The 12952-nt window shown below is 60.7% G+C and carries 10 protein-coding genes; all 10 read left to right on the top strand.

Translation table 11 applies throughout. The features are described 5' to 3' along the window. Positions 1-616 precede the first annotated feature (616 nt). The 10 genes from A3AS_RS0125240 to A3AS_RS0125195 all read left to right on the top strand — a co-directional run bounded on the left by A3AS_RS0125240 (position 617) and on the right by A3AS_RS0125195 (position 12778). Positions 617-2656: a TonB-dependent siderophore receptor gene (locus A3AS_RS0125240; protein ID WP_084674905.1), complete on the top strand. Its 2040-nt coding sequence runs from the start codon at positions 617-619 to the stop codon at positions 2654-2656. Between the two features lie 92 nt (positions 2657-2748). Then, a complete protein-coding gene (locus tag A3AS_RS0125235) occupies positions 2749-3180 on the top strand; it encodes a ParB N-terminal domain-containing protein (RefSeq protein WP_026202339.1) in 432 nt (143 codons plus the stop codon). After that, a complete protein-coding gene (locus A3AS_RS0125230; protein ID WP_018320336.1) occupies positions 3177-4565 on the top strand; it encodes a Y4yA family PLP-dependent enzyme in 1389 nt (462 codons plus the stop codon). The genes A3AS_RS0125235 and A3AS_RS0125230 overlap by 4 nt, the downstream gene beginning before the upstream one ends. Then, positions 4547-5557: a PLP-dependent cysteine synthase family protein gene (locus tag A3AS_RS0125225; RefSeq protein ID WP_018320335.1), complete on the top strand. Its 1011-nt coding sequence runs from the start codon at positions 4547-4549 to the stop codon at positions 5555-5557. The genes A3AS_RS0125230 and A3AS_RS0125225 overlap by 19 nt, the downstream gene beginning before the upstream one ends. Further along, positions 5554-6693: an NAD/NADP octopine/nopaline dehydrogenase family protein gene (locus tag A3AS_RS0125220; protein ID WP_026202338.1), complete on the top strand. Its 1140-nt coding sequence runs from the start codon at positions 5554-5556 to the stop codon at positions 6691-6693. The genes A3AS_RS0125225 and A3AS_RS0125220 overlap by 4 nt, the downstream gene beginning before the upstream one ends. Beyond that, positions 6693-8573, top strand: a complete 1881-nt coding sequence (locus A3AS_RS0125215) for an IucA/IucC family siderophore biosynthesis protein (protein WP_026202337.1) — start codon at positions 6693-6695, stop codon at positions 8571-8573. The genes A3AS_RS0125220 and A3AS_RS0125215 overlap by 1 nt, the downstream gene beginning before the upstream one ends. Then, positions 8570-9799, top strand: coding sequence for an MFS transporter (locus tag A3AS_RS0125210; protein ID WP_018320332.1), 1230 nt, complete (start codon positions 8570-8572; stop codon positions 9797-9799). The genes A3AS_RS0125215 and A3AS_RS0125210 overlap by 4 nt, the downstream gene beginning before the upstream one ends. After that, positions 9796-10968 carry an ABC transporter substrate-binding protein gene (locus tag A3AS_RS0125205; protein WP_018320331.1) on the top strand — a complete coding sequence of 391 codons (1173 nt, stop codon included), beginning with the start codon at positions 9796-9798 and terminating at the stop codon, positions 10966-10968. The genes A3AS_RS0125210 and A3AS_RS0125205 overlap by 4 nt, the downstream gene beginning before the upstream one ends. After that, positions 10965-12032, top strand: coding sequence for an iron ABC transporter permease (locus A3AS_RS0125200; RefSeq protein WP_049814978.1), 1068 nt, complete (start codon positions 10965-10967; stop codon positions 12030-12032). The genes A3AS_RS0125205 and A3AS_RS0125200 overlap by 4 nt, the downstream gene beginning before the upstream one ends. After that, positions 12026-12778, top strand: coding sequence for an ABC transporter ATP-binding protein (locus A3AS_RS0125195; protein WP_026202335.1), 753 nt, complete (start codon positions 12026-12028; stop codon positions 12776-12778). Before A3AS_RS0125200 ends, A3AS_RS0125195 begins: the two co-directional genes overlap by 7 nt. Positions 12779-12952: the final 174 nt, after the last annotated feature.

The raw sequence follows: 12952 nt of genomic DNA, 5'->3' as shown, positions 1-12952 counted from the left end.
GGACGCTGACAGTCCTCTCCTTTCCTGCCAAAGCTTCAACAGCACTGATTTAGAATCCTCCAAACTACCTTTGGAATTTTTCCAAACACGGTGTCACTGTTCGAGTCGATCGATGATCGAGACATTCTAAGTCGCGCCGCACGCATTTGCGTTGCAGTCACGATATCGTCTCTCTAAAGAGGCGATGCAGATCGCTGGCAATCGGACGTTGATGATAAGGCGCAGGCAACAACAGCGCGGGTTTGCGGGTGAGTTGTTTCATGTCGGCCGCGCTCGAACGCGGAGAGCCGAACTTCGATCCACGGTGATTGCGGGCCGAGCGTGGAGCCATTTCACGTTGGGCGACGTGCTGTTGATGAGGGGCCTTCTGAGAATGCAACGCGCAACTGAGATTGGGTCGGTAGCTCGCCGTGGTGCGGCGCTGCTAAGTGGAGTGGCGTTGCTGGCATGGTTCGAATCGCCCGCTCAATCCCAAACATCGCAAGGCACCAACGCCCTTCCACCTGTTACCGTCGATGCCCCGGCGCAACAGTCGGTCCGCCGCACACCGAGCAAACGCACTGCCGGCCCGGTCCGATCCACATCACGGCGCGCCACGTCGCCTGGCGCCTCGCAAATGGAAACGGTCGCGGTACAGCCTCAACCATCGCAGCCGGGTGTCGTGCCCGCCTTTGCAGGCGGCCAGGTCGCTCAAGGCGCGCGGCTGGGAATGCTCGGCAACACGAGCACAATGAAATCACCGTTCAATGTGGCGAGCTACACGGACAAGTTCATTCGGGATCAGCAGGCAGCGACCGGTGCCGATGCCTTGATCCTGGATCCTTCCGTGCGCAGTTCCCATCCAACGGGCGGCGTGGTCGATTCCTTCAATATTCGCGGCTTCCCGATCAACGAAGGCAACAATGGTGAGTTCGCCTTCGAGGGCCTTTACGGCATCGCGCCGAGCTACCGCATCTTCACGGATTACGTCGAGCGCATCGAAGTGCTCAAGGGGCCGTCAGCCGCGCTCTCGGGCATCGCACCCAATGGCGGCGTCGGCGGCGTCATCAATGTCGTGCCTAAGCGTGCGGGAGAGGACTTGACCCGTGTTACCGCGAGCTACGGTTCGGCCGCACGGTTTGGAGGTCACTGGGACGTCGCTAGGCGCTATGGCGACGGCAAGGAATGGGGCGTGCGGGCTAGCGGCAGCGTGCGCGGCGGAGACACACCCATCGACCGCCAGTCTGAGACGACAGGCGTCGGAGCGCTGGCCCTCGACTATCAGGGCGAACGGTTCAGGTCTTGGCTCTACCTCATCGCCCAGGCCGATCGGTTCGACGCTCCGTCACGTCCATTCCTCATGCGTGCGGGCCTGCCAGTGCCAAAGGCGCCGGACGGAAGACTGAATGTGACGCAACCCTGGGAATGGTCGCGCATCAACGACCAGTCTGTCCTGTGGCGCAACGAATACGATGTAACCGATCAGGTTACGGTGTTCGCCGATGTCGGCGGATCGCACACCAATGTCGAGCGCTTCTTCGGTCTTCCGACGATCACCAACACGAGCGGCGACACCACCTCGACGCCGCAATTCTTCGGACTCAGCATTGATCGGTACACCTATGATGGCGGCGTCCGGGCCCGTTTCGATACCGGATTCGTTCACCATGCCGTCACCTTCCAGGCCTCGGTCTATCATGACGCACTGTACCGGCGGCTCACCAATGGCAGTCTCGTCACCTCGAACATCTATAGTCCGACCGTGGCGCCAATGCAGTTCGCAAACGAGATCCCCGGGCGCCCTCGGCTCTCGGACAGTGAACTCACGGGGCTCTCGATTGCTGACACCTTGTCTGTGCTCGATGAACGTGTCCTGTTGACTTTGGGTGTCCGGCGCCAGGGCATCGAGGCGAACAACTATCTCTCCAACGTCGGAACGCTGACGTCGTCCTACGACAAGAGCGCGACCACCCCCGTGGTCGGCCTCGTCATCCGGCCCAGGGACAATGTCTCGCTGTACGCGAACTACATCGAAGGTCTAAGCCGGGGCGACATCGCTCCTCAAGCCGCTTCCAATTTCGGCGAAGTACTCCCGCCTTACATCGCCAAGCAGTACGAGGCCGGCATCAAGGTAGACTTCGGCCGGTTCGCAACCACCTTCAGCGCCTTCGAGATATCGAAAGCGAGCGGCGAGCTGTCCGCCGGGCGCTTCGGGGCGACTGCCGAACAGCAAGTCCGTGGGCTCGAGCTCAATGTGTACGGTGAACTCATGCCCGATGTTCGTGTCCTCGGAGGCGTTTCGCTGCTGGACGGCACCCTGACAAAGTCCGCCGTCGCGGCAAACGTGGGCAACACGCCAATCGGCGTTCCGAACGTACAGGCCAATATAGGCGCCGAATGGGATCTTCCGTGGATGAGAGGGCTCACTTTGAATGGGGCTGTCATCTACACGGGCAGGCAGTTCGTCGATGCGGCGAACAAGCAGCCGATCCCGGATTGGACGCGACTCGATCTCGGTGCCCGCTACACGACGGCGATCAACGGCAGGAAAACGGTTTTCCGTGCCAACGTTCAGAATGTGACCGGTGAGAATTACTGGTCCAGCGTAGCTTCATTCGGAACGTTCTTCCTGGGAGCACCGCGCACGTACCTGCTATCGATGACTGTAGACATGTAATCGCTGCTCTTACGGTTGGTGAGACGCTTATCGATGCGCCCTCATGACGGCGCTTCGTGAACTGTTCCTGCTGACAAATCAGGCTGCTCGATATGCAAGTTTGTCTCCTTTCGCCAACATGCTTGATCCCGACGGAGGAGGTCGATCCCGACAAGGTAGCGGAGCTGCAGGCGCAGATCCTCTGTACGGACTGCTGGACTGTTCCGATAACAGCGGAGAAGGACGCCCTGTTCGTGATGGACGGTCATCACCGGCTGGCAGTCGCGCACCGCCTGCAGCTGCCGCTAGTACCAGTGATTCTCTTGGACTACAGCGCGGTGCGGGTGGAGAGCTGGCGCCCGGGCCTGACGATCACGCCCTCATGCATCTTCGCGATGGCGCGCAGTGGCCGAAAATTTCCCTGCAAGACGACGCGACATATTTTTGATCAAGGCCTGCCCAATTGCAGCCTGCCATTGCAGACCTTGCGCCTCCTTGCTCCGTCAGAACGCGCCGTAGCCCATGCCGAAAGGGCGAGGTCATGACCTTCTGCCACAAGCCCCGCGCGGGCCTCTCGCCAATTCTGCGGCCGAGCACGGCGGAGCTCTTGGCTGGCAACGGCCCGCTGCTGATCGATTGGGTTGCCCGACATGGGTCACCGCTCAATCTGATCTGGCCCGATGAGCTGCAGGTGAATCTCGCCGCACTCAAATCCGTGTTGCGAGAGAGCGGTGTCGAACACGCGCTCTATTACGGAGTGAAAGTCAACAAATCGCCCGGGCTGTTGGCCGCAGCTCTGCGCGCAAGGGCCGGCATTGACGTCTCGAGCCTTTATGAGTTGCGAGATGCCAGACGGCTCGGTGCCGATGGCGCACAACTTGTGGCGACAGGCCCAGCGAAGACGGCAGCATTCCACAACGAGCTTATCAGCTGCAACGCTTTGATATCGGTCGATTCACCGGAAGAACTCGAGGATCTGATCCGCTTGCTTCCTGCAGACGGCCCGGCTCAGCGGGTGCTGCTGCGTTTGCGACCTACGAGCCAGGCGCGCAGTCGTTTCGGCATGCCGGCGCTGGCTATCCGGCAATGCCTGTCGCGCATTGCTGGCGAAAGCCGGTTGCGCTTTGACGGGCTGCACTTTCACCTGAGTGGCTATAGTTGGGAATCTCGTGCGCAAGCGATTGGAGAAGTCGCCGGCTTGATCAGCGAATCCCGCGCGCAAGGTCTTGCGCCGCGCATGATCGACATCGGCGGCGGCCTGCCGATCCAATATGTCGATCAGGGCGCCTATCAGGCGCATCTCGGGGCGCAGATGCCCGAGGACTACCGCACCGGGAAGGTGCCGACCTCCTTCTATCCCTACGGGGGAGAGCTTTCCGCGGCCGAATGGCTACGCAGTCTGCTGCGTGCGCCGATGGCCGATGGCCGCAGTCTCACGAACTACCTTGTCGATGAGGATCTGATGCTGGGGATGGAGCCCGGGCGAGCACTGGCCGATCAAGTCGCGATTTCCGTTTTCCGGGTATTGCGCGTGAAAGCCGTTAGCGCTGATGCCCATGTCGTTTTCGTCGAAGGCAGTAGTTTCAGCGCTTGCGAAACTTGGTTCGGCTCCGAATTCCTGGTCGATCCCATCCTGGTGCCGGCCACACCGCACCTGGTCGCCGCAGAACCCGTCCGAGGCTATCTGGCAGGTCATAGCTGCTTGGACGAGGACGTCCTTTGCAATCGATGGCTCACCTTTCCGATTCCTCCGCGAGCCGGAGACCTTTTGGTTTACGCCAACACCGGCGGTTACCAGATGGACCTCCTTGAAAACGAATTCCATCGCCACCCCATGCCGAGCCGCCTTTGCGTGGTTCAGGACGCAAAAAGGCAGCTCACGCTCGTTCCCGACACGATAGGAGAGGCACAATGCTCTGCACGACCGTAAGCCAGTTGATCGGCCAAACGCCGGTGATGCCGATTGCCGTACCGAACAGCGATGCCACGCTAGTGCTGAAGCTTGAGAAGAACAATCCGGGTGGCTCCATGAAGGACCGAATGGCGCGCAGCATGGTGCTTGCCGCGCTTGAGGATGGGCGGCTTCCGCCAGGCGGCACCATCGTCGAATCGTCGTCCGGAAACACCGGAATCGGATTGGCATTAGTTGCTTTGGAATTGGGCCTACGTTTCATCGCCGTTGTCGATCATCACGCCGCGCCGGACAAGATCCGCACGATGCGCGCGCTAGGCGCGGAAATTCGCTATGTCGAGGGCAATTTTCAGGAGGACGAGGTTGCGGTGGTGGAGCGCCAACGGCTGGCTGCCCAACTTGGTGCCCAGCTTCCTGATGCGTTGTTCATGAACCAATCCGACAATCCAGCAAACCCGGAAGGCTATGCGGGTTTTGTCGACGAACTCCTGGCGCAGCTTCCAGACGGCATCGACGCCTTTGTCGGTTGTGTCGGCACTGGCGGTTCCATGACCGGTATAGCCCAGCGTCTGAAGCGGGTTAATCCTGCTGTCCGGACGATCGCCGTGGAGCCGGCCGGCTCGATCATCTTCGGCAAACCCGGCCATCCCTACTACCAGTCGGGAACGGGGACGCCCGCTGGCGATGAAATCGGCAAGGTGCTCGACTATGGATGCATCGATGAAGGGGTCCAGGTCACCGACACCCAAGCCTTCGAAACAGCACGTTTTATCGCCCGGCGCCATGGGATTCTAGTCGGGGGCTCGACCGGAGGCACCATCTACAAGGCGCTCGAATTCATTACAGCCGGCAAGCTGTCCGGCACCGTGGTCACGCCCGTTGCTGACGGTGGCGAGAAATATCTGAGTTCGGTGTTCGACGATGAGTGGATGGCCAAGCGCAATTTGTTGGATCCGACAATCGGCGCACAGCTCGACGGTTGGCTATCCGGAAGGGCGCGCGCAGCATGAAGGTGACGATCTGCGGTGCGGGGCGCACGGGGCATTTGAATGCCGTGCTCTTCAAGCAGCGTCCAGGTCTCACTGTGTCGGTGCTGACCGGAGCGGCAGCCGTCGCCAATCGATGGACGAGCGGAGATGGTGTTTGGTGCGCCGAGATGCCGGACGGCCAAGTCTTGAGCGGGCGGCCTGACTATGTCGGGACCGATCCGGGCGAGGCACTCAAAGACACGGACCTGGTGATCGTGACGCAGCCAGCCCACGCGCGGCCTGCGCTTCTGGGTGACTTCGCACGGCATCTCCCGCGCGACAGGCGCGTCTATGTCGGCGCCATTCCTGGCTTTTGCGGCTTCGACTGGCTCGCAGCCAAAACCCTTTCCGCCACAGACAATGTGGTGATCTGGGGCATGAAGGACGTGCCCCATACGGCCTTCGACCTTGTTCCGGGCGAGCGGGTGCGCATGGGCGGGGCAAAGGCTCAGCTCTTTGCGGCGCTTCATCGCCGCGAGACCGCAGCGAGCCGTGCCAAGCTTCAGGCGATGCTGAATAGCCTTTATGAAGCCCCGGTCGCCGTGCTGCAGGACTATCTGGAAATCACGCTGACGCCGGGCAACGCGCTGATGCATCCCGCCGTGCTCTATGCCTTAATCGGTCCTGGCGCCCCCTGGGAAGACAAGCCTTTTGACCGTCCCTTTTGCTGGTGGAGCGATTGCCCGCGCGCCGGCGCCGAATTGCTGGAGGACTGCGATGCAGAAAACCAGGCAATCCGCCATGCCGTCGAGTCACGCCTGGGCATTGATCTGAGTTCGGTGAAGCCGCTCCGACAGGAATTGATCGAGGCTTATGGCAGCCAGATCGAGGACGACCGGACCATGTATACTCTGTTGCGAACCAACCGTGCTTACGCTGGCATTCATGCCCCACTTGTTCCCAATCCGGACGGGCCCGGCCTTGTCATCGATCGCGCAAGCCGCGCTTTCCACGAAGACATCGCCTTCGGGCAGGCACTGCTCGTGGAACTGGCCGCGCGGCTTGAAGTGGCAACTCCCGCGATTACGAAAACCTACAACTGGGCGCTCAACTATCACGGCGGGTTCACCGAAAGCGCGCCGGCCTGTTTGCCCATCAACTGGCCGGAGGAAGCGTGATGGACGAGAGGATGTCTTCCTGCCCAAATGCCGACGCTCAGGCGCAGCTTCGGTTCGGCGCATCGCGCAATGCGCTCAAGCGGTTGGTACGCTGCCTGTTCGCCGAGCGTCTTCTTGACCCTGGTGCATTATTGTGGGCGCGTGACGCCAACCAGGCATGGCTCCCCCTTTGGCAGTCACGCCGGGTCCTGCATTTCACCGACCTGCGTCGTGCACCTGCCGGAACATTGCAAATTCGTGGTTCTGTCGAAGTCCTGGACGAGACCGGCGCTCGGCGCCGGATCGATGATCCCTCCGACTTCATCGGGCAGGTCGCGCCCGCCTTGGCGATCTCGCCTGCATCGGACGGCATCCAGGATCTCATACGCGATGTCGAGGACAGCGTGCGCAACGACGTCCTGGCGCGCCGTCATCGGGAGCAATGGAGCGCCGAGCTGCGAGGCGAGGTGACCGAAGCAGGTGCGCAGGGATTCCTCGCATATCTGCAAAAGACCTTGCCACCGCATCTTGCGGCCATGACTCTCGATCAGTGGGGCGCGCTGGAAGGTCACCCCTTCTATCCGACATGGAAGGCCAAACCCGACCTGTCGCCCGAGGACGTCACTGCTTTGTCGCCGGAGTTCGGTGCTCGCGTGCGCGTTCGAATCGCAGCGCTGCGTAAGGAATGGTCCTACGTGGAGAAGATGCCGCATGTTGGCAGCTATCCGGAATGGTTCGCACAAAACTTCCCCGGGCTCTCGCGCGACTGGGCCGAAGGATTGAACAAGCGTGGAAAGTCTCCTGAGGACTGGCTGCCTCTGCCTGTCCATATTTGGCACCTTGACAATTTCCTGCACCGCGAATTTGCGTCCGAGATAGCTTCCGGAGTCTTCGACCCGGACGGTCCGGAGGTCGTAACGCTGCCGTCAATGTCGTTCCGCACGATGCTGCCGGACACACGGGAACCGAGGTCCTTTATCAAGCTGCCGGTCGCGATTTGGATGACCAGCGAACAGCGCACGCTGCAGGCCAAGTCGATTCACATGGGACCGCGTCTCAGCACCCTGATTTCCGATATTCTGTCAAAAGAGAGGGATCTTCACGACAAGTTGGAGGTCTTCACCGAAGAGCTGGGCGCAATCCTGCACCATCCCGTGACCGGCGACGAGCATCCCGGCCGCTTTCTTTCGGTTGTCTACCGCAACTCCAACGCTCTAGCGCGAAATGATGGACTGTTGCCGGTCACCGTCGCGGCACTGTTGACGGCAAGTCCGATCGATGGCCGCCCGCTCATTTGCGAATTGATCGCGAGAAACGGCGATGAAAGCGAAGCAGCCGTATCGGCGTTCTTCCGTGCCTATGCAGGGACCGTGATCGGGCCAACGCTTGCCATGTATCTGCTCTACGGTATCGCCTTTGAGGCGCATCAGCAAAACAGCACGATCCTGTTCGATGACACGGGCCGCCCGCGAAAACTGCTGATCCGTGATTTCGGTGACGGCCGCAGTTTTGCGCCTCTCTTTAAGGAACGCGGGCACCACCTAAAGCCCTTCAGTCGCGCGGGGATCTTACCCACCACATTTGATGACGATATCAGTCTCGTGCGCTCATTCGTCATCGATGCCTGCTTCGTCTGCCACCTTCATGAGGTGGCACTGTGCCTCGACGAACATTATGCGCTGTCGAGCACCAGCCTTTGGCGCATCCTGCGGGAAGAGGTCGAAGCAGTTTTCGACGCGCTAAGGCCGCGCATGTTGTCGGACGCGTTCTGGCTGGAAGAACGCGAAGCCTTTCTTCAGAAGCCATGGCCGACCCGCTCGGTGCTGCGGATGCATCTGGAGCGTTATCGCGACTATCGCCTTGAGCATGAACTTCCAAATCCACTGGCGGGAGCGGAATGACGACTGCTTCTGCCGCGGTTCGTGGCTTCGGACCTGTTTTTGCTCTGCTGTTCGGGCTGCAATTCATTTCCATGGGGGCTATGGAAATGAGTGGTCCATTCTGGCCGATCCAAATCAAGGTGCTGAGCCCTTCCGACTCCGTCTTTGGACTCGCAGGCGTTGGCGTCTATGTCGGCCCAATGATTGGCATGTCGCTGACCAGCGCCTTTTGGGGGCGAATGGGCGATCGCTACGGCAATCGGCTGATGATGGTTCGGGCGCTCGGCGGTCTGGCGGTCACGCAGCTCCTTGTTGCCATTGCACAGGATGTCTGGACCATCATGTCGCTGCGTTTCTTGCAGGGCGCCTGCGCCGGCTATATCGCGCCAGCGCAGGCCTATGGCGTGCAGATGACCGGCGGGAAGGATCGCGCAAGCCTCTTCGCCTGGCTTCAGGTCGCCACCAATGTGGGCTCGCTGGGCGGCGCCTTCTTGGGCGGGCTCATTCTCGATAGCTTCCCCTTTGCCGCAATAAATCTGACCGCCGGGGCAATTTGTGCGCTGTGCGCTGTCGTTGCCTGGTTGAGCCTGCCGGTACCGACGCCGGGAGCTGTTGCCGCCAATCCAGGAAACGCGGGTACCCGAAAGCCCGGGGCATCGACAGGTGCTCCGATCGCAGCTCTTCTTGTCTTGATGGGGATGCTGCTTGCCAGCCGCATGGTCCTGCAGGTTCCTTTCTCACTGTACATCACCCAGGTATTTGGCGCCCGGCATTGGGTCGCCGGCTTCACTTACGGGCTGCTCGCGTGCGGCTTTGTCGTGGCCGCGCCGCTATGGGCGCGGCTCTTCGACAATCGCACGCCGTCCTATGTACTGGGCGGCAACGTGCTAATTTCGGCCGCGTGCGTTTCGGTGACGCATCTGGCGGGCAGTACGGGCTCCGTTGCCGTATTTGCGTTCCTGTACTTTATCTGGGGCATGCTTCTTGGTGGAACGACGCCGGTCCTACTTGCGCTTATTTCGATGGCCGTGGCTCATGATCGGCAAGGTTCCGTGCTGGGCCTTGCGCAAGCTTGCCAGCAGGTCGCTTCCGCGAGCGGCATCATTGCCGGTGTCGCGGTCACCCAGCTCTTTGGTCTCGAGGCCGCTTTCCCGCTCGTCGCCACGCTTTACGCCTTATCATTTTTGTCGGCTCTCGGCATTTGGCTCAAAACTGCGCACCCCACTCAAAAAGGAAGCCGACCATGACGGAACACCGATCGCTGCTGCATGCCGCGGTGACGGCTTTTGCCCTGATCGCTTTGCTTCCAACAGCAGCATTTGCCGGCGAACCCAGGCTGACACAGACACAAGCGCCGCTTACCGTCACTGATATCGCGGGCCGCCAGGTGACGCTTAACGCGCCCGTCAAGCGCATGCTTCTGGGCGAAGGCCGGCAGCTCTATCTGATCGCGTCGCTGGAGCCCAAAGATCCTCTGGCCCATGTGGTTGCCTGGCGCACCGATCTGATCGCGGCCGACCCGGCCACTTACGCGCAGTATCTCGAAGTGTTTCCCCAGTTGGCGAAGCTCCCTGCCTTTAAGGGCCAGGAGGACAGCCTGATCGACATCGAATCCGCGATCATTCAGAAGCCTGATGTGGTGCTGCTCAATCTTGAAGCCATGCAGGTCAACAAGGACGCCAACTACATCGAGAAGCTCGCGGCGCTGAACATACCGATTGTTTATGTCGATTTTCGCCACCGTCCCCTGGAAAACACCGAGCCGACCATTCGGCTGCTGGGCAGGATCATGGGGCGCGAAGCGCGTGCGGAGGAAATCATTGCATTTCGCCGAGAAGCCATGGCTGCGGTTGCCAACGTCCTTGCCGCCAAACACCCGAAACGCCCCAATGTGTTCGTCGAGCGGATCGGTGGCTACACGCAGGATTGCTGCCTGTCTTTCGGCGCGGAAAATTTTGGCAAATATGTCGAACTGGCTGGCGGCCATAATATCGGCAGCGATATCATTCCTTCGACCTTCGGGCAGATCAGCCCCGAACAGGTCATCGTCGCCAACCCCGAGCATGTGGTGGTTACCAGCGCCGACTGGCAAGCCTATGCGGCCGGTGGCCGCTGGATTCCGCTCGGACCAGGGGCGGATCCTCAGGTGACGCGGAAGAAGCTCGAATGGTTCACTACACGCGATGCCTATACCGGTATTGCGGCAAAGAAGACGCGGAACTTTCACGGCATTTGGCACCAATTCTACAATAGCCCATATGAATTTGTTGCCGTTCAGCAATTGGCGAAGTGGTTCCACCCCCACCTGTTCGCCGATCTGGATCCCAACGCAAGCTTTGCCGAGTACCATCGTCGATTCCTGCCGATAGACTACCGGCCCGGCTATAGCGTCAGCCTTTCCGACAGCGAGCGATGATAGATCTCCATACCGAAACACTGACCTTAGCCGGACGCCACGCTTACCAAGCGCTCAGCGTCAGGCGGTGGATCGTTCTCCTTGTGCTGGTGGTCGCGGTTTGCATCTCATTGGTCGGCGACCTCTCGACCGGACCGGCCAGCTACGGGCTTGGAGACGTTGTGCGCACGCTCATCTTGCCAGCAGAGGCGGATGCGCAGATGCGGGTCATTGTCTGGTCGATCCGCATGCCATCGGCGCTTATGGGCGTCGTGGTCGGCGCGGCGCTTGCCATTGGCGGCGCTCAGATGCAAACCATCCTGAACAATCCGCTGGCGAGCCCGTTCACGCTGGGCATTTCCGCCGGTGCAAGCTTCGGTGCGGCCCTGGCGCTGGCCTTTGGTGTCGCGCTGCTTCCGATGGCAGGCGACTACATCGTCGCGGCCAATGCTTTCGTCGTGGCCATGGCAACCGCTTTCCTGATTCATTTGGCCAGCCTTCGACGCGGCGCCTCGATCCAGATGATCGTGCTTTTGGGTATAGCGCTGGTTTTCAGTTTCAATACGGCGCTCGCTATCACCCAATATTTCGCCGCCGAGCAGGCCGTCGCGGCCATCGTTTTCTGGACCATGGGCAGCCTCACCAAGGCGACATGGCCCAAGTTTGCCATCACCGCACTCGTCGTGGGTCTCACCTTGCCGGTGTTTCTGCGCCGCCGCTGGCAGCTGACGGCCTTGCGTCTTGGCGAGGCGCGCGCGGCGAGCTTCGGCATTCCCGTGCGGCGCCTGCGACTCGAAACCCTGATCCTTGTTTCCCTTTTGTCCGCGATCCCCGTCGCGTTTGTCGGCACGATCGGTTTTATCGGTCTCGTAGGCCCGCACATCGCCCGCATGATGGTCGGCGAGGACCAGCGCTTCCTGCTGCCCGCGAGCGCGCTGACTGGCGCGCTGATCATGTCGTTGAGCTCCATCCTGACTAAAATCGTGGTACCCGGCGCCGTCCTGCCGATCGGCATCGTCACCTCAGCGATCGGATTGCCGGTCTTCCTCTATTTGATCCTGAAAAGCGGAAGAGACATATGGTAGTGCTGAGCACCCATCGCCTCGGCGCCCGCTTCGGATCGCGCCAGGTACTACGCGATGTGACGCTTCCGCCCTGTTACGGCGGCGAGGTGGTCGCCGTCATCGGACCGAACGCAGCGGGCAAGTCGACGCTGTTCCGGCGCCTGGCAGCCATTCTTCCGGGGCCCGGCGAGTGCCGGTTGGAAGGCGTGCGCGATGCAGATCGCGCCGTCGCCTACATGCCTCAGGACCAAACGGCAAGCGCCGTGCTGACCGTTTTCGAATCCGTTCTTCTTGCGCGCAAGCAGGTCAGCGCCTGGCGTCTGGAGAGCTCTGATCTGGTGGCGGTGGACCAGGCGCTGGCAGCACTCGACATGGGCGATCTCGCCAATGAAATCCTTTCCGAGCTGAGCGGTGGTCAGCGTCAGCTCGTTGGGCTTGCCCAATGTCTCGTGCGCGAACCGCAGGTGCTGCTCTTGGACGAGCCGACCAGCGCGTTGGACATGCACCGCCAGCTCGAAGCGATGCGGCGGGTGCGCAGCCTTGCACATGACGACGGAATGCTCGTGCTGATCGCGCTGCACCATCTCGACCTCGCACTGAAATTCGCCGACAAGGTCGCAATCCTCTCCGCTGGAACATTGCATGATTTCGGCACGGCGGCTGGCGTTTTGACGCCGGAAAACCTCGCCGCAACCTTCCGCATTAAGGCACGTGTTGAATCCTGCTCGCAGGGTAAGCCACATTTGATTGTTGACGACGCGATCTGACGCGCACGCGTCAGGGCCGGCCTCAGAAGTCCGTCGTGAAGGGCTGGATAAGTATCGCGCCTCCCCGCAACCAAGATTTCCAAATGAAATCAGAGGATTAGGCTCCTGTGGCGGGCTTGTTCATGCCTTACAAATCATTCGCAACCTGTTCGAACGAAAACGTTTAATCCCAAT

This window comes from Bradyrhizobium sp. WSM2793, from assembly GCF_000379585.1.
GTDB lineage: Bacteria > Pseudomonadota > Alphaproteobacteria > Rhizobiales > Xanthobacteraceae > Bradyrhizobium.
The sequence above is the reverse complement of the archived record's forward strand: the minus strand, read 5'-3'. Positions and strand labels throughout refer to the sequence as shown.